At 66.2% G+C, this 17523-nt stretch carries 15 protein-coding genes; 9 read left to right on the forward strand and 6 right to left on the reverse strand.

Annotated elements, in window-relative coordinates:
- Nucleotides 1–12: 12 nt before the first annotated feature.
- The 4 genes from P3F85_RS16265 to P3F85_RS16280 all read left to right on the forward strand — a co-directional run bounded on the left by P3F85_RS16265 (nucleotide 13) and on the right by P3F85_RS16280 (nucleotide 6151).
- Nucleotides 13–609 (forward strand): protein jag, encoded by a 597-nt coding sequence (locus P3F85_RS16265; RefSeq protein ID WP_374008884.1) that lies wholly within the window; start codon nucleotides 13–15, stop codon nucleotides 607–609.
- Between the two features lie 14 nt (nucleotides 610–623).
- Nucleotides 624–1250 (forward strand): 16S rRNA (guanine(527)-N(7))-methyltransferase RsmG, encoded by a 627-nt coding sequence (gene rsmG / locus P3F85_RS16270; RefSeq protein WP_374008885.1) that lies wholly within the window; start codon nucleotides 624–626, stop codon nucleotides 1248–1250.
- Nucleotides 1251–4289: 3039 nt separating this feature from the next.
- Nucleotides 4290–5186, forward strand: a complete 897-nt coding sequence (locus P3F85_RS16275; RefSeq protein ID WP_374010960.1) for a ParA family protein — start codon at nucleotides 4290–4292, stop codon at nucleotides 5184–5186.
- On the forward strand, nucleotides 5186–6151 hold the full coding sequence (locus P3F85_RS16280; RefSeq protein WP_374008886.1) for a ParB/RepB/Spo0J family partition protein: 966 nt from the start codon (nucleotides 5186–5188) through the stop codon (nucleotides 6149–6151). The genes P3F85_RS16275 and P3F85_RS16280 overlap by 1 nt, the downstream gene beginning before the upstream one ends.
- Nucleotides 6152–6178: 27 nt before the next feature.
- Here P3F85_RS16280 and P3F85_RS16285 read toward each other — a convergent pair whose 3' ends face one another.
- From P3F85_RS16285 to P3F85_RS16310, 6 genes are all read right to left on the reverse strand, one after another.
- Nucleotides 6179–7135, reverse strand: a complete 957-nt coding sequence (locus P3F85_RS16285) for a D-alanine--D-alanine ligase (protein ID WP_374008887.1) — start codon at nucleotides 7133–7135, stop codon at nucleotides 6179–6181.
- 18 nt (nucleotides 7136–7153) lie between these two features.
- The gene (locus tag P3F85_RS16290; RefSeq protein ID WP_374008888.1) at nucleotides 7154–8479 is read right to left on the reverse strand and encodes a PLP-dependent aminotransferase family protein; all 1326 of its coding nucleotides are present in this window, start codon (nucleotides 8477–8479) and stop codon (nucleotides 7154–7156) included.
- 138 nt (nucleotides 8480–8617) lie between these two features.
- The gene (gene trxA, locus P3F85_RS16295; protein ID WP_020076187.1) at nucleotides 8618–8944 is read right to left on the reverse strand and encodes a thioredoxin; all 327 of its coding nucleotides are present in this window, start codon (nucleotides 8942–8944) and stop codon (nucleotides 8618–8620) included.
- A gap of 14 nt (nucleotides 8945–8958) precedes the next feature.
- A complete protein-coding gene (gene trxB, locus P3F85_RS16300; RefSeq protein ID WP_374008889.1) occupies nucleotides 8959–9945 on the reverse strand; it encodes a thioredoxin-disulfide reductase in 987 nt (328 codons plus the stop codon).
- An 82-nt stretch (nucleotides 9946–10027) separates the two neighbouring features.
- On the reverse strand, nucleotides 10028–11635 hold the full coding sequence (gene murJ, locus P3F85_RS16305; RefSeq protein ID WP_374008890.1) for a murein biosynthesis integral membrane protein MurJ: 1608 nt from the start codon (nucleotides 11633–11635) through the stop codon (nucleotides 10028–10030).
- Nucleotides 11628–13859, reverse strand: a complete 2232-nt coding sequence (locus P3F85_RS16310) for a DUF6049 family protein (RefSeq protein WP_374008891.1) — start codon at nucleotides 13857–13859, stop codon at nucleotides 11628–11630. Before P3F85_RS16310 ends, murJ begins: the two co-directional genes overlap by 8 nt.
- Nucleotides 13860–13954: 95 nt before the next feature.
- On the opposite strand from P3F85_RS16310, the gene P3F85_RS16315 reads away from it, so the two are divergent.
- The 5 genes from P3F85_RS16315 to rplI all read left to right on the forward strand — a co-directional run bounded on the left by P3F85_RS16315 (nucleotide 13955) and on the right by rplI (nucleotide 17327).
- Nucleotides 13955–15379: a CCA tRNA nucleotidyltransferase gene (locus P3F85_RS16315; protein WP_374008892.1), complete on the forward strand. Its 1425-nt coding sequence runs from the start codon at nucleotides 13955–13957 to the stop codon at nucleotides 15377–15379.
- A 252-nt stretch (nucleotides 15380–15631) separates the two neighbouring features.
- Nucleotides 15632–16003, forward strand: a complete 372-nt coding sequence (rpsF, locus tag P3F85_RS16320; protein ID WP_374008893.1) for a 30S ribosomal protein S6 — start codon at nucleotides 15632–15634, stop codon at nucleotides 16001–16003.
- A gap of 4 nt (nucleotides 16004–16007) precedes the next feature.
- A complete protein-coding gene (locus tag P3F85_RS16325; protein WP_374008894.1) occupies nucleotides 16008–16520 on the forward strand; it encodes a single-stranded DNA-binding protein in 513 nt (170 codons plus the stop codon).
- Nucleotides 16521–16599: 79 nt separating this feature from the next.
- The gene (rpsR, locus tag P3F85_RS16330; protein WP_055897232.1) at nucleotides 16600–16863 is read left to right on the forward strand and encodes a 30S ribosomal protein S18; all 264 of its coding nucleotides are present in this window, start codon (nucleotides 16600–16602) and stop codon (nucleotides 16861–16863) included.
- 11 nt (nucleotides 16864–16874) lie between these two features.
- Nucleotides 16875–17327, forward strand: a complete 453-nt coding sequence (rplI, locus tag P3F85_RS16335) for a 50S ribosomal protein L9 (RefSeq protein ID WP_374008895.1) — start codon at nucleotides 16875–16877, stop codon at nucleotides 17325–17327.
- Nucleotides 17328–17523: the final 196 nt, after the last annotated feature.

A 17523-nucleotide genomic window follows, 5' to 3' on the forward strand; every position in this document is an offset into this window, starting at 1 on the left:
TAAGGGTTACCGATGACCGACGTACAGACCTCCTCCCCCGAGCCCGCCGAGCTCGCTGAATCCGGCGCTGTCGCCGAGGCGACGAGTGACGTGGATGCGAGCGCCGCTCCTATGACGGATGAAGCGTCAGCCGGCGTCGAGAGTGTGACGCCCGCAGATCTCGAGCGCGAAGGCGATATCGCCGCGGACTACATCGAGGAACTTCTGGACATCGCCGACATCGACGGCGACATCGACATCGACACGCGAAACGGTCGCGCGTACATCTCCGTCAACGCCGAGGGCGGATCGAACCTGTCCCTGCTTGCGAAGAGCGACACGGTAGCGGCCCTCCAAGAGCTGACGCGACTGGCGGTTCAGAACCAGACCGGCGGGTACTCGCGGCTGATCCTCGACATCGCCGGGTCCCGCGAAGCGCGACAGGGAGAGCTCGGTCTGCTCGTCGAGCGTGCTATAGCGCGCCTGGAAGAGGGTGCAGCCGAGGCGGCGCTTCCCCCGATGTCGTCGTATGAGCGCAAGCTGGTTCACGACCTCGTCTCCGAGCGCGGGTTCGTTTCGACCTCGCGTGGCGAGGGACGTGACCGGTACACGGTCATCAGCCCGGCCTAGTTTCACGTGAAACTGTGACTGACGTCGAGGCCGAACCTCCCGTCGCCTCCAAACTCTTCGGTGACCGAATCGATGAGGCGCGGGCGTTCACTCAGAATCTCGTCGACCAGGGCGAGGAGCGCGGGCTGATCGGTCCACTCGAGCTGCCCCGGATCTGGTCGCGTCACGTTCTGAACTCGGCTATCGTCGCACCGCTGCTTCGGTCCGGGATCGTTGGCGACGTCGGTAGCGGTGCCGGGCTGCCGGGTCTGGTGCTCGGGATCGCGCGTCCGGACGTGTCCTTCGTCCTCATCGAGCCGATGGAGCGTCGTGTTGCTTGGCTGAACGAGCAGGTCGACGAGTTGGGGTTGGACAACGTAAGCGTGATCCGCGCTCGTGCGGAGGATGTGAAGTTGGATGCACCTCTCGACCAGGTGACTGCCCGGGCCGTGAGCGCTTTCCGGAAGCTTCTTCCGCTGACCGCACCTCTTCTTCGCAATGGCGGCGAGCTGGTGCTGATGAAGGGCGCGGGCGCGTCCGCGGAGGTCGAGGCTGCCGCCAAGGAGATCCGCAAGTACGAGGTGCACGACGTCGAGGTTGTCACCCTGGGCGAAGGTGTGCTGACCGAGGTCACGAGGGTGATTCGCGGGACCGTCCGTTAGCCTAGCGACTCCACTCGACCGCTTAGGATCGCTCTCACAGAACTGGAGCAGGCGCTTCCGTTGTCTCAGAGCGATTCTCCGGTTCATCCGTGGGATGTGCGGCGACCAATTTGAGTCGCATCGGGTGCCGAAACTCCCAATCCTGCATGGTGGCTTTCCATTCCCTGACCAACTGAGCGCGGCGAGGTGACTCGACGGATCGGCTTCGCACCGCGAGCTGAGCGTCACCGCAGCACGTGGCACGTGGCCGCCAGGTTCACTCTGAAGCGCGCCGCCCGAGAGACACATTCGTGACAGCGCTCGAGACGGTCAGGAGGAGCTGCGATCGGGTAATCAGCCTGGGTGTGGGCAGGGATGACCCAGCGGTGCTGCTGACGGCGACCTCCTCGATCGGCGCATTGAGCACGCGGTTGGGGAGCCCGCGATGGTCCGCTGCCGACGGTGCACGTGCCGAATGTTGCACGACGAGAACTGGGATCTGGATTGCTCGTGTCTCGTCTTTGCGTGGATCCGAACGGGACCGTTCCACTGACCTCTTGTCCCCGGGGCCGTAGGCGGTTTGGCGCGGTCGCTGCATTCCACGTCGCGAAGATCGTGGGTCGCTCGGCGGCTTGAGGACGTGCGGTAGATCAAACAGTCGGAAGCCAACCGGGCACACGAGAGTGGTCTCCCCCGCTATATCCGGTGCGGGGGTTCACGTGAAACACCGGCAGGATGTCTCCCAGTCCTTGAGGCTTCGCCCTTTCGAGCAAGCGGTATCTCCCACAACCGCGAGTCTGCGCTGACCGTTGACTCGCTTTGGCCGCCAATACGGGGGGGGGACATGATTGCGGCACAGGCAGGCGAATGTAGGACAGCGGCGCTGCAGGTGAAGTGTGCCCGCGTGGTCCATTGAGACACGCGGATGCGCACGGGCGAGGCGCGCCCGAGAACTGATGATCGTGCTCACACTCCCCGATCGGGTAGCCCGGGTTGTCTACAGCGAAACGCACGCGATTGGCCGTCGTAATGAGCTCGGTGCAGCGGGGTCCGGCGCTGGGTTTCACGTGAAACGTTCGTGATCGGCCGGCTGACAACTGCGTCGCTCACCGCGCAGCTTCAGCGAACCAGTGAGCCGATCCGAATCGCTGAGGCCGCCGCAGGGAAGGAACCAGTACGAACCGTCCGTCGGCAGGTATCGAGTAGTCGGTAACACTCCCCCGCAACGCCTTAGGTGCATACATGGTCGGAACCAGGCCAAGCGCACCAGTACCCGTGGAGTCCATCGCTGGACGCCTGGGTCATCCGCCAATGCCAGACCGACCGCGTTTCACGTGAAACGGGCGTGATTGCTGGATGTCCGAGGAGGGCACCGCTGCACTCTGTTCGGACCGCCAAGCTCCGGCTCGCGGGCCGCTATGAGATCACGGGCGCTCCGAGCTTCTACTCGGGGCCGCTGCTCTCGCCGCGATCGGCGCCCGGCTCCCGCCTGCCCGGGCAGATGGCAGAACCCCGGACCGCAGGCGCTCGTCTCCCACTCCCGCCATGAACGACACCCGGCAGGGCCGACTTCATCAACTCGTGCGTCACGCTGCGACGGGTTGGCACTAGCGAACTCAAGCACTTTTCGAAGGTGGTATCTGCCGGTGAGCTCCTTCGCCGATAGTCATAAGACCCGGCTGTCCCAGGTTTCCCTAAAGCGGAGTGCGGCTCAAGGCCGCTGCCGCCCACCGGCGCAGGATGGGCGGTGCCGAAGACTAACGCAATTTGGCGGTCGGGACAGGTTTCACGTGAAACGGCACTCCGAAGACAGCTGCGCCCGAAATAGGGCAACCGAGGAGAGACGAGGCCCACGGCTTCCCTCCAGAATGGCGACCAGAGAGATGGCCCTGTCAGCCGCTTTCCGCGGCGTCCAAGGAGTTCCCGGAAGTTGGAAAGCTTCGGTGCGATATCGGCTGGTCGACCCGGGCCGGCTCTACGGGTTCAGCTCGTCGTCCTAAGCCCGCCAAGGGTGCTGCAGTGCGCTCGGATGAGGCACGCCCACTCTTCGAGCTGACGTGAGTCGCAGCGCGGGCCTGATCGGATCGGCCGTCCGAGCGGCTATAACCTTCCAGGGGTGACGTGCTCGTTCACTAGGCGGCGGTCTCTTGGTTTTGTCCGCCTGCAGTCCGAGCTGCTCGGCGAATGGCCGAGTTCGAAGGCTGATCCGTCCAGTAAGCCGATGCCTCCACAACGGAGTGTTTCACGTGAAACGCTCCAGGCCTCATCGGGTAGGCCGTCGCGCGGCCACGACCGTGTAGGGATCATGCGCTCGTTCACTAGGGGGATCTCATGGCTTTGTCCGCCTGCAGTCCGAGCTGCTCGGCGAATGGCCGAGTTCGAAGGCTGATCCGTCCAGTAAGCCGATGCCCCCACAACTGCGCGTTTCACGTGAAACACTCCGGGCCCCATCGGGTCGGCCGTCTGAGCGGCCATGACCTTGCAGGCATCGCGTGCTCCTTCAGGGTGGCGATCTCATGGCTCCGTCCCCCTGCTCGGCGAATGGCCCAGCTCGAACGCAGATCTGCCCAGTAAGCCGATGCCTCCACGCCGGTGTTTCACGTGAAACGCTCCTGGCGACATCGGTTCGCCCGTCACGCGTCGGCAACCCTGCAGGCATCCCGTGCTCCTTCACGCGGGGCGATCCTATGGCTATGTCCGCCTGCAATCCGATCGTCTCGGCGAGTGGCCCACCTCGGAGGCTGATCAGTCCAGTAAGCCGATGCCTCCACGCCGGTGTTTCACGTGAAACGCTCTGAAGCGCCACAGCGAACGTTGCACACATCCCGACGAGCCCCACCCCTCCAAGTGCCGCCAGGCGCAGGACGGAACGCACTATCCACAGCTCGCGCGGCGCGGCGGAAAGCGTCGGATATCCGAGTTAGAGTTGAACATCGGGTGCGCTGCAGGTGTGCCGACAACCGACCAAGAGCCGGTGCGAAGCACCAAGGAGCGACGAGGTTTCACGTGAAACAAACCCACGAGAACGAGCGCGGCGGAGTAGGTGAGATCGACAGCACTATGGAGTCCGAGGCCCCAGCTGCATCGTTCGACGGCACTACTCCCCTGGCTCAGGAGCTTCAGGACCTTGCGCGCCGCCGTCAGGTGATCGCACAGACCACGCTTCCACTTCCCTCGAAGACGCGCATCTTCACCATCTCCAACCAGAAAGGTGGGGTTGGCAAGACCACCACCGTCGTCAACCTGAGCGCAGCCCTCGCGAAGTCGGGTGCCCGAGTGCTCGTCATCGACCTCGACCCCCAGGGGAACGCGTCGACTGCCCTCAGTGTCGAACACCGCGAAGGAACACCGAGCGTGTACGACGTCGTGGTGAACGACCAGGAACTCGAGGATGTCATCCAGAAGAGCCCGGAATTCGACGGTTTGTTCGTCATTCCCGCCACCATCGACCTCGCCGGCGCGGAAATCGAGCTCGTGTCGATGGTCGCGCGCGAGCAGCGTCTCTCGCGAGCACTCGACCGCTTCCTCGACGAGTACGACATCGACTACGTACTGATCGACTGCCCGCCGTCCCTGGGTCTCCTCACCATCAACGCGTTCGTCGCGGCGACCGAGGTGCTGATTCCGATCCAGTGCGAGTACTACGCGCTCGAGGGTCTCAGCCAGTTGCTCAAGAACATCCAGATGATCGAGCGCCACCTCAACCCGAAGCTTCGGGTGTCGACCATTCTGCTGACGATGTACGACTCGCGCACCAATCTGGCTCACCAGGTCGCGGCCGACGTGCGTGAACACTTCCCGAACGAGGTGCTCACGACGATCATCCCGCGCTCGGTTCGAATCTCCGAGGCGCCGAGCTACGGGCAGAGCGTCATCAGCTACGACACCAACTCGAGTGGCTCGCTCTCCTACATGGAGGCCGCCGCAGAAATCGCACGCAGAGGAGTACCCCGCTAATGGCAGCGAAGCGCACCGGACTTGGGCGAGGAATCGGCGCCCTCATCCCCACCAGCGACCAGTCCAGCCGCCCCGTCGATGTCTTCTTCCCGGACAACTTCGCCGGCACGACCTCTACTGGTGTTGCGGTGGCCGAACGTCCGGACGACTTGATCGCAGTACCGGGTGCGCGCCTGGCCAGCCTCTCCCCCGACGACATCGTCCCCAACCGGGCCCAGCCGCGCACCGAGTTCGATCGCGAGGCACTCGATGAGCTGGTGGCGAGCATCCGCGAGGTCGGGGTGCTGCAGCCCGTGGTCGTCCGCCCGTTGCAGGATGAGCCCGGGCGCTACGAGCTCATCATGGGTGAGCGACGCCTGCGCGCCACCAAGGAACTCGGCCTCGACACCATCCCTGCCGTGGTCAAGGAGACCGCCGACGAGGACATGCTCCGGGATGCCCTGCTGGAGAATCTCCACCGCAGCCAGCTCAACCCTTTGGAAGAGGCGTCGGCCTACCAGCAGCTCCTCGCTGACTTCGGGATTACGCAGGACGAGCTGGCCAATCGCATCGGCCGGTCCCGCCCGCAGATCACGAACACCATCCGTCTCCTGAAGCTGCCGGCGGCCGTCCAGTCCCGCGTCGCTGCCGGAGTCCTGAGCGCAGGGCACGCTCGCGCGATCCTCTCCCTCGGCGACGACCACGAGGCCATGCTGCGGCTCGCAGACAAGATCGTGAACGAGGATCTGTCCGTACGTCAGGCGGAGGCGGCCGCGAGCAAGACGCCCAAGCCGGAGCGGACGAAGGTCACGCCGGGTCGTCATCGCGGTCACCTCGACGAGATCGCCGGAACGCTCGGCGACCGTCTCAACACCCGCGTGAAGATCACCCTCGGAGCAAGAAAAGGCCAGATCGTAGTGGATTTCGCGACCATCCAGGACTTGAACCGGATCCTGGACGAGATCGGACAGCCCAGCTACAGCTGAAGCGGTGACACGACGGCCCCAACGGGCTCAGGCGTCAGCGATCGCCGCGAGCGCGAGAGCTGCGTAGACGTCGCCCGGCTCACGCCCCGACGCGATGATCGCCTGCGGCATGATCGACGTCTCGGTGAGGCCCGGCAGCACATTCGCCTCCAGGAACCACGGCGTGCCGCTCGCGTCGACGATGAGATCGATTCGCGAGAGATGCCGCAGGCCCAGCGCAATGTGGGCGGTTGTCGCCGCCTCCGCGACGGCCGCCGAGACCTGCTCGTCCAGGCGCGCGGGAACATAGAAGCGGGTCTCCCCCGCGTTGTACCGCGCGTCGAAGGTGTAGGCGCCTTCGACCGGCTCGATCTCCACCGCGGGAAGCGCGACCGGGCCATCGCCCGTGTCGATGACCGCCACGGATACTTCGACGCCGTCCACCTTCTGCTCGATCAGAGCCACATCCGAGTAGGTGTAGGCGTCCACCATCGCGCGCGGCAGTTCCTCCGCGCTCGTGACGATCGTCACCCCCTGCGCAGAACCTCCGTGCGCCGGCTTGACGACGACAGGCAGCGCGAAACCGGCCAGAACGGTCTCCAAGACGCTTCCCGCGCCCAGTTCGCGGAACGTCTCCTGCGGCAGTGTCACCGAGCGTGGCGTGGAAACACCGGCACGCTCGACGACCGTCTTCGCGGTCGGCTTCGACCAGGCGAGCCGGGACGCGTCCGCGTGGGAACCGACGAACGGCACGCCGGTCAGCTCCAGCAGGCCGCGCAGGGCGCCGTCTTCGCCGCTTGCGCCGTGAAGAGCGGGCCACACCACGTCGGGACGCGTCTCGTTGAGGAACCCGAGCAGTGACGCGTCCGGGTCCCGGAGCGCCACGCGATGGCCCGTCGCGTTCAGACCATCGGCGACACGGCGTCCACTGCGGAGGGAGATGTCCCGCTCGTGGGAGATCCCGCCGGCGAGAACGACGATGTCCAGTGCTTCATTTTTGGCCATGATCAGGTCTTTTCTTGACTATCGCAGATCGGTGGGCGGGTTGGCGCTTGTGCGGTTCGAGCGACGGGACGCGTCGAGCAGCCCGGTGCCGGCGAAGGTGTCCAGCAGGTCCTGCTCGCCACCGATGACGGTGGCGAGGCGGCGTACGCCGACTCGGATGTTCTCAGGAGTCGGGTAGCAGAACGACAGGCGGATGTTCTGAGCGCCCGAGCCGTCGGCGTAGAACGCCGTGCCGGGGGTGTAGGCGACGAGCTCCGTGACCGCGCGCGGCAGCATCGCCTTGGAGTCCAGGTGCGGCGGGAGGGTGACCCACACGTAGAACCCGCCTGCGGGATTCGTCCAGCTCAGTTCCGGGAGGTGCTCGGACAGAGCGGAGATCATCGCCTCTTTGCGTTCCCGGTAGACGCCCCGGAAGGTGTCGATCTGGCCCTTCCAGTCCGCGTCGCTGAGGTATTCCGAGATGACGAGCTGGCTGAAGGAGCTGGGACTCAGCACCGCGGCCTCATTGGCGAGGATCAACTTCTCACGGATCGCGTGCGGTGCGAGCACCCACCCGACCCGGAAACCAGGGGCGAGCGTCTTCGAGAAGGTGCCGAGATATACGACGCCGTCCTTCTCGACGGATCGCATCGCCGCCGGGGGCTTCTCGTCGAAGTACAGCAGCCCGTACGGATTGTCCTCGAGCACCAGGATGTCGTTCTGGCGGGCGATCTCGAGGATCTCGAGGCGCCGCTCCCAAGTGAGGGTGACTCCGGCGGGGTTATGGAACGTCGGGACCGTGTACAGGAACTTGACCGTGCGGCCCTCCGCCTTGAGTCGCGCGATGTGCTCCCGCAACGCCTGCGGGATGAGGCCGTGCTCGTCCATCGGGACGTGGTCGACTTCCGCCTGGTACGACTTGAAGATCACCATCGCGGTGACGTAGCTGGGGCCCTCCGCGAGGACGACGTCACCGGGGTCGATGAAGAGCTTGCTGAACAGTTCGAGCGCGTGCTGCGACCCGGTTGTGATCACCACGTCGTCGGCGCTGCCGCTGATCCCCTCGAGCGCCATGACATCGAGGATCTGCTCGCGGAGAGCAGGTACGCCCTGCCCGGAGCCGTATTGCAGGGCGACAGCGCCCTGCTCCCGCATGACCCGATCCATCGCCCCCACGACGAGGTCCTGCGGAAGTGCTGCGACGAACGGCATTCCTCCGGCCAGCGAGACCACCTCGGGGCGGCTGGCGACGGCGAACAGGGCTCGGACCTCACTGGCGGCCAGGCCGCTCGTGCGCTGCGCGTAGTGGCCGTACCACGGGTCCAGATTGTTGCCCCGCGGCTGCGGGGTTCCCTGTTCGATCACGTGTGAGTTCCGTTTCTCTGCCGTTCAGCAATGCTATGGGGGCGGCGTACGCCCGCGAAAATCGAGGACCGACTCCGAGTACGAAAAAGACCCGCCCGGCGGGTGAGCGCCGGACGGGTCTGAAGAGGACGGGTCGCGCTACGCCAGGTAGGCGGCCAGGTCGGCTTCGAGGGCAGGCTTCGGCTTCGCGCCGATGACGGTCTTGACGACCTCGCCACCCTGGTACACCTTCATCGCGGGGATGGAGGTGATCTGGTACTTCGCAGCGGTCTGCGGGTTCTCGTCGACGTTGAGCTTGACGATCTCGATCTTGTCGGCGTGCTCGGAGGCGATCTGGTCGAGGATCGGGCCGACGGCGCGACACGGACCGCACCACTCAGCCCAGAAGTCCACGAGGATGGTCTTCTCGCTGTTGAGGACGTCCTGCTCGAAGCTGGAGTCCGTGACCGAACGTGCTGCTGACATTTTGTTGTATCTCCTTATGCGGTGGTCGTGAGTTCGAGGTCACCCGACGCGCCATCCGCTGCGCTGTCGAGTAAGTTCTGGGGGAGGGTCGTCAGGTAGTGCTCCGCGTCGAGGGCCGCAACCGTACCCGACGCCGCTGCGGTGACCGCCTGGCGGTAGGTCGGGTCGATCACGTCGCCGGCCGCGAAGACGCCCGGGAGGTTGGTCTTCGACGTACGGCCCTCGACCGCGATGGTACCTTCTGCGGTCAGGTCGAGCTGTCCGTGTACCAGGTGGACGCGCGGGTCGTTGCCGATCGCGATGAAGAGTCCGTGCAGCTGCAACTCGCTCTGCTCGCCGGTGACCAGGTTGCGGAGCGTCACGTTCTGCACCTGCTCGTCACCGCCGATCGCCACGACCTCGGAGTTCCAGATGAACTCGATCTTGTCGTTGGCGAAGGCCCGCTCCTGCATGATCTTGGACGCGCGCAGCGAGTCACGGCGGTGGATGACGTAGACCTTGTCCGCGAAGCGGGTCAGGAAGGTTGCCTCCTCCATCGCCGAGTCGCCGCCGCCGATGACGGCGATCGTGCGCTGGCGGAAGAAGAACCCGTCGCAGGTGGCGCACCAGGACACTCCGTGGCCCGAGAGGCGCTCCTCATCGGCCAGGCCGAGCTTGCGGTAGGCCGAACCGGTCGCGAAGATCACGGCGAGTGCCTCGTGCACGGCACCGGACCCGAGGGTGACCTTCTTGACCTCGCCGGTCAGATCGACCGACACGACGTCGTCGAGCACGATCTCGGTGCCGAACTTCTCGGCCTGCGCCTGCATCTTGAACATGAGGTCCGGTCCCATGACCGCCTCCGGGAAACCCGGGAAGTTCTCGACCTCGGTGGTGTTCATCAGTTCGCCACCGGCCTCGACGGACGAGGCGATCAGCAGCGGCTTGAGATTGGCGCGAGCCGCGTAGACGGCCGCGGTGTAACCGGCAGGGCCGGAACCGATGATGATGATCTGCCGCACAGCGGAACTCCTGATCTGTCCTGACACCTTCGTCTGGAGGCGTCGACCTGTAGAACACATCCTAGGCGGATGCTATTCCGTATCACCTGGGTGTGCGAGAACGCCCTCCGGCGCGGTTCAGGATGGGCGCGAGGCCGCTCTCGAGATCGGGCGAACGGAGCAGGACCAGGAAGCCTGCGTACACGATCAGCATGACGACCCCGATGATCGCGGTGGCCGCGACGGCCGCGACCGGACCGCTCACCGGGAATGCACCGGAACCGGTCCCGCCGAGGATGACGAGGAAACCGGCTCCCGCTGCGATGGCTGCCAGACCGGCGACGACGAACCGCCACAGCGAGGCCAGGATGCGGCCACCATCCACTCCCCCGGTTCGTCGACGAAGAAGGGCGAACGCCAGGAGGGCCTGCACCACGCTGGCGACGGACACCACGAGGGCCACCGATGCCGCGCGGATCTCCGGCGGGACCAGGAAGCAGAGCAGAACTCCGACGATCACGACGATCACCTGTGCCAACGTGAAGAGGAACGGGGTTCGGGTGTCGCCCAGCGAGTAGAACGCCCGCTGCGCCATGAACACGAGCGAGAACGGGACGAGACCGATGAGGTAGGCGATCAGGACGAGCCCGAGCGCTTGATAGTCGGAGGTGAAGACCCGCGCGATCGGATAGGCCGTGACGATCAGCGCGGCCGAGGAGAACACGATCAGCAACATGATGGACCGCGCAGCGGACGAGAAGTCGTCCCGGAACGCGCTCGTCGCTCCCCGATGGGCGTGCTCCGCCATTCGCGTGTAGTACGCCGTGACGATCGAGACGGCGATGATGCCGTGCGGCAGCATGAAGATCAGCCAGGCGTTCTGCATGGCGAAGGAACCGGCGAAGTCCGGCCCGGCGGAGTTGGAGACGTTGATCTCGATGAGGCCGGCCACCTGGGTGGCGACGAGCATGGCGAACGTCCATCCGGCCGCCTTCCCGGCGGTTCCGAGGTTCACGCCACGCCACCCGAAGTCGAAGCGGAAGCGCAATCCGACCCGCCGCCAGAAGACGAAGAGGACGAGGGCTTGGACGGCGATGCCCAGTGTTGCGCCGCCGGCGAGCAGAGCGACCATCCCGAACGTCCAGTCGGCGTGCACGTTGCCCGTTGCGAAGGCACCGAAGGCGAGGATGAACACCCCCAGCATGACGATCGCGACGATGTTGTTGACGACGGGCGCCCAGGTGAACGGCCCGAACGACTTGCGCGCGTTGAGCACCTCGCCGAGCAGTGTGTAGAGGCCGAGGAAGAAGATCTGAGGCAGCGACCAATAGGCGAAGGCGGTTGCGAGTTCCCGCTGCGCCTCGGGAACCCCGAAGAGCGTGACGAGCAGTGGAGCCAGGAAGGTCGCGACCAGGGCGAGGCCAGCGAAGACCACGATGCCGAGGGTCACCAGCTTGTTGATGTACGCGCGGCCACCGTCGGCGTTCACCGAGGCGCGGACGATCTGCGGCACCAGGATGGCGTTGAGGATGCCCTGGGCGATGAGCGCATACAGGCTGTTCGGGATGGCGGTCGCCGTGCCGTAGGCGTTCGCGGCGAACGAGACGACGCCGATCGCTTGAACGAGGAGCCAGGCTTTCCCGAATCCCAGCAGCCTCGACACGAGGGTTCCGGAGGCCAGCAGGGCGGTGGCCCGTCCGACGCTAGCCACCGGGGCGCTCCTCGGGAGTGGTGGAACCCGGTGAGGGGGTTACGTCCGCATCGTCAGCGCTCTTGGACCGACGGCGCAGGATGTTGCGCACGATCCCGAACCCGAACAGGAGCACGAGCAGGATGCCGAAGATCACGGCGCCGATGCCCTCCCAGTCGGCGTGGACATCCACTGTCACGGAGGTCGGGTCGCCGATCGGTACCCCTGTCGGGCTGTAGAGGTGCAGCGAGAGGACGACCTGACCGTTTCCGACCTTCGCCTTGACGGGAACGAGCACGGTGGCCCGGGAGTCCTGCAGGATGCGCTTGGTCGTCGACTGGTCGATCTCGAGGCGGCTGTTCGAGGGGGCGGCGACCAGCACAATGGTCGCTGCGTCGTTGGGCAGGTCGTTGCTCACGGTGAACGGGATCGAGCCCTGCGCGCTCACGAGGTTGACGTTCTCGGTCGGGAGGATGCGGATGGAGTGCAGCGTCTTGACCGTCGCCGCCCGTTCCTTCACGACGGCCGTGTCCCAGTCCGTACGCGGATTGAGCCAGGTGATGGCGAGCAGAGTGAGAAGGTCGGCCCGAGTGCGTCCCGTCAGTCGTGTGGGGTCGTCGAGGATGGTCGCGAACTGCCCGAGCGACCCCTCATCCTGAACCAGCGCGCGGATGTTCGCGATGCGCTCGGCGGACTCGGGCGCATCGACCAGGTCGAGGCCGGACGTGGGCGGCGCGTCCGCCACCGCCGAGAGGGTTGCGGGAGCCGACCAGGGGGACGAGAAGAGCGAATTGAGCGTGCGCTCGAGCTGGGTTCCGCTGGACGGCCACGAGCGGTCCAGCGCAACGAGCAGCCTGCGCGCGTCGCCCGACTCCTGACTGATCAGTTCCAGCTGCGCGTTCACCTTCGACATGGCCGAGTTCCAGGCGACGTCGCTCGGCGCGGCGATCGCCTGGCGGAGTGCCTCGCTGAGTCTCTGATCGGAGGAGACGAGGTGCTCGTTCCCGGAGGTGAACGGCGCGTCGGGGGTGGTCGCCAGGTCGGCCGCGTTGGTGTTGCTGCCCGACACGATCGTGGTGGTGAGGCCGGCGGCGGCGAGGGGGGCCAGGTCGGCGCGACGGACGGTCTTGTCGCCCGGCCAGGTGATGCCGGTGAGCGTGTAATCCCAGGCGAGCAGGGTCTTGAGGTCGGGAACCGCCGGCCCCGGTGACGTGGTGGGACTCGGGCTGGGTGTCGTCCCCGTCGTCGGACTCTGCGTCGGCGTCGCGGTGGACGGCTCGCCGACGGGAGTGGGCGACGGGGAGAAGTTCTTCGGGTCGATGGCGTAGGCGAGAGAGGTGGGCTGGAGCGGCGCCGGCAGCCCGGCCTGCAGCTGCCCGACGGCATCGGAATCCGCGTAACCCAGTGAGAAGGTTTCGTTCGGGATGTCGGAGAGCCGGGTCAGCCACTCCAGAGCGCTCGCCGGGGCGGCATTGCCGAGAACGCGGATGGAGGCGATGATCATCGGATCGATGCCGACCGTCACCGTCGTGTGGCCGGTGAGCCCGTCGAGTTCGCGGGTGAGGATGCCGTTCGGGGAGGTATAGGTCGCCAGATCGTCTGCGGCGATGAGTCCGTCCGAGCCGGCCGGCGTGACGATCGGGAGCATGACGTTCAGGCTCGCTTGTTTCGCGGTCCCGCCCGGGTTCCAGACCACCGAACCCCGTGCGTCGGCGTCGTCGGAGCCGGCGTGCACCGTCGCGCCGATCCCGAACACTGCCGCGGAGGTGCGTCCGGCGAACGGGAGCGACGCGGGCGGAGCCGTGATCCGGACGACAGTGCTGGCACCGGGCTCGAGGGTGTTCAGCTGGGCCTGACCGAGCGAGGACGTTCCAGAAGGGGTGTCCGTGGAGGTCAGCCAGGTGGCGAGGCCCGCACGCCCGCTCAGCGGCGCCGGGTCCACCCAGACGCTGACCGAGCCCGAGGAGTACGCGGTGTCCGTGGGGTTGGAGACGGTGACGGAGAGCGTGAGGTCCGTTCCGGGACTGGCCACGCCACCGTCGTCCGCCGTGATGGCCGCCGTCAGCTCGGAGCCCGCGGAGGCGGACGGTGAAGGCGCGGGCGTCGGTGTCGCCGCCCGGGCAGGCTCCCCCATCCCGGCCGTGGTCACGCTGAACAGCGCGCCGATGGCCACGGCAGAAGCGACGACCCGCAGGCGGCCGCGAAGCGTCGCACCCCGCCGGAGGGTGGAGGAGGCTGCGCTCATGCGCCGACGCGCGATCCCGACTCGGCCTCCATGACGACGATTGTAGAGGTCACCCGCTGGGAGCCCGGCGAGCGAGGCCGTTAAACTGGGGGACCATGCAGAGCGTCGCCGAATCCCTCGAACGCCTCGGCGACCTCGCGCGAACGCCGTCGGTCGCCCGCCTCGCCGACGCCTTCGAGGCCGCAGGACACGAAATCGCGCTCGTCGGTGGACCCGTCCGGGACGCCCTCCTCGGGCGCGTGGTTCACGACCTCGACTTCACGACGGACGCGCGACCTGACGACATCCTGAGCATCGTCGCGCCCATTGCCGACGCGGTCTGGGATGTGGGTCGTCAGTACGGCACGATCGGCGCGCGACTCGGCGACGACACCGTTGAGATCACGACGTACCGAACCGATAGCTACGACGGCACGACCCGGAAGCCGGAGGTCGAGTTCGGCGACAGCCTCGAGGGCGATCTGCTTCGCCGCGACTTCACCGTCAACGCGCTCGCGCTGCGCCTGCCCGAGGTACGACTGGTCGATCCTTCTGGTGGCGTCGAAGACCTGATCGCCGGGGTGCTGCGGACGCCCAGCACCCCGCAGATCTCGTTCGGCGACGATCCGCTCCGCATGATGCGCGCCGCGCGCTTCACCGCACAGCTGGGATTCACCGTCGACGAGGAGACGCGGGCGGCGATGCTCGCAATGGCGGAGCGCATCCGGATCATCAGTGCCGAACGTGTGCGCGACGAACTGAGCAAGCTGCTCCAGGCCGATGAGCCACGGCCGGGACTGGAACTGCTGGTCGCCAGTGGACTCGCGGAGCTGGTGATCCCCGAGATCCCGGCCCTGATGCTCGAGGCCGACGAGCACCATCACCACAAGGACGTCTACCAGCACAGCCTGACCGTGCTGGAGCAGGCGATCGGTTACGAGAAGGAGCGGCATCCCGGCGAGGCGCCCGACCTCGTCCTGCGGCTGGCCGCGATCCTGCACGACATCGGCAAGCCGGCCACGCGTCGCTTCGAACCGGGCGGGGCGGTCAGCTTCTACCATCACGACCTCGTCGGGGCGAAGCTGGCCAAGAAGCGGCTCACCGCGCTGCGCTTCGACAAGGCGACCATCGACTCGGTCTCCCGCCTCATCGAGCTGCACCTGCGGTTCTTCGGCTACGCCGATGCGCAGTGGACCGACTCGGCCGTGCGCCGCTACGTCCGGGACGCCGGTCCCGAGCTGGAGCGGCTGCACATGCTCACCCGGGCGGATGTGACGACGCGGAACCGGCGCAAGGCGGATCGTCTCGCCTTCGCCTACGACGATCTCGAGACACGCATCCGCGAACTCCAGGAGCAGGAGGAGCTCGACTCCGTCCGGCCCGATCTGAACGGCGAACAGGTGATGCATCTCCTGGGCATCCGCCCCGGGCGTGAGGTCGGCCAGGCGATGAAGTTCCTGCTCGAGCTGCGCCTCGACGAAGGGCCGCTCGGCGAGGAGGAGGCGACACGGCGTCTGCTCGCGTGGTGGGCTGATCGCTGACCCTCGGATCGGCGCCCTGTCCACAGGCACTTGCCGGAAGGCGTTATCCACGGATACGGCGGTGTCGCCGAAAGGATGAGTCGCTCCCGCGAGAGTGGGGATATGACCGAGATCACCGCCGGCTGGCGCCCCGCACCCGCATCCGTTACGCTAGATAAGTTGCCCGGGCGCAGATCTGCGCTGGGCACGTCTATGACACCCTCCTGCTGCAGAACGTCTGCAGCCGCTGAGACCAGAGGAGGTGGGTTAGTCATGCATCAGTACGAGTTGATGGTCATCCTCGATCCAGAGATCGATGAGCGCACCGTGGCTCCGAGCCTTGACAAGTTCCTCAACGTCGTTCGCAACGACGGTGGAACGATCGACAACGTCGACATCTGGGGACGTCGCCGCCTGGCTTACGAGATCAACAAGAAGACCGAGGGTATCTACGCCGTCGTGCAGCTCACCGCAGAGGGAGACACGACCAAGGAGCTCGACCGCCAGCTGAAGCTCAGCGAGGCCGTCATGCGCACCAAGGTCCTCCGCGCGGAAGAGGCGATCGCCCAGGTCGCCGCCGCTCAGAAGCGCGCCGACGAGAAGGCCGCCCGCAAGGTCGCCACCTCCGAGAAGGCCGGCGCCTAGTCCCATGGCCGGCGAGACCGTCATCACCGTGGTGGGAAACCTCACGGCCGACCCCGAGCTGCGGTACACGCAGAACGGGCTGGCAGTCGCCAACTTCACCATCGCATCCACCCCCCGCACGTTCGACCGTCAGGCGAACGAGTGGAAGGACGGTGAGGCACTGTTCCTCCGCGCCAGTGTCTGGCGCGAGTTCGCGGAACACGTCGCCGGAACGCTGACCAAGGGATCCCGCGTCATCGCGCAGGGACGCCTCAAGCAGCGCTCCTACGAGACGAAGGAAGGCGAGAAGCGCACCAGCATGGAGCTCGAGATCGATGAGATCGGCCCGTCGCTGCGCTACGCCACCGCCCAGGTCACCCGTGCCCAGTCCTCCGGTGGGGGACGGCCGCAGGGCGGCTTCGGCGGCGGTGCTCCCGCTGTCGAGGAGCCGTGGGCCGCTTCGGCTCCCGCGGATCCGTCCGCCGGTGCGGATGTCTGGAACACTCCGGGCTCCTACAACGACGAGACCCCCTTCTAACGAGACTCGCCTCTCGCACGAGGGGCACACATCATCAGCCCGCCGGTCGTAGCCGGCAGGGCGGAAAGCAAAGGAAACCATGGCTGGAAAGTCGAGCGGCGACCGCCGCAAGCCGATCCGCAAGGGTAAGGACGGCAAGAACGCCGCACCCGCGAAGTCCATTCGCGTGGGCGTCATCGATTACAAGGACGTCGCCACCCTGCGCAAGTTCATCTCCGAGCGTGGAAAGATCCGCGCTCGCCGTATCACCGGTGTCTCCGTTCAGGAGCAGCGACTCATCGCCCGCGCGGTCAAGAACGCGCGCGAGATGGCGCTCCTCCCCTACGCCGGCTCTGGCCGCTAAGGAGCAACGACATGTCGAAGGTTATTCTCACGCACGAGGTCACCGGCCTCGGCTCGGCCGGTGACGTCGTCGACGTCAAGAACGGCTACGCCCGCAACTACCTCGTCCCCCAGGGCTTCGCGATCTCGTGGAGCCGCGGCGGCGAGAAGCAGGTCGAGCAGATCAAGGCGGCCCGCGCAGCGCGCGAGCTGCACACCGTCGAGCAGGCCCAGGACCTCAAGGCCAAGCTCGAGGCGACCAAGGTCAAGCTGACCGTCAAGGCGGGCCGCGAGGGCCGTCTGTTCGGCTCGGTGAAGACCGGCGATGTCGCGGACGCCGTCAAGGCGGCCGGCATCGGCGAGCTCGACAAGCGCAAGATCGAGCTCCCCAACCCCATCAAGGTGGTCGGCGACCACGAGGCGACCGTGCGTCTGCACGACGACCTCTCTGCCGTCATCACCCTGCAGGTGGTTGCTGCGAAGTAGTCACGAACGCGAAAGTGTAGCGGCGGGCAATGGCCCGCCGCTACCTCTCGTTAAGGGGATTTTTCCCGGTCTTGTACACAGGTCCTCGCGCCGATGCGACAACCTTGAACACAGGGTTCAATGATCTTTTTACCCACAGCCTGAGGAAAGACAAAAGGCTGGTCAGCGGCAATATGTCCGCCACAGCTCATTTGTT

Origin of the sequence: Leifsonia sp. T36S-04 (assembly GCF_042465655.1) — a bacterium.
Classification (GTDB): Bacteria; Actinomycetota; Actinomycetes; order Actinomycetales; family Microbacteriaceae; genus Leifsonia.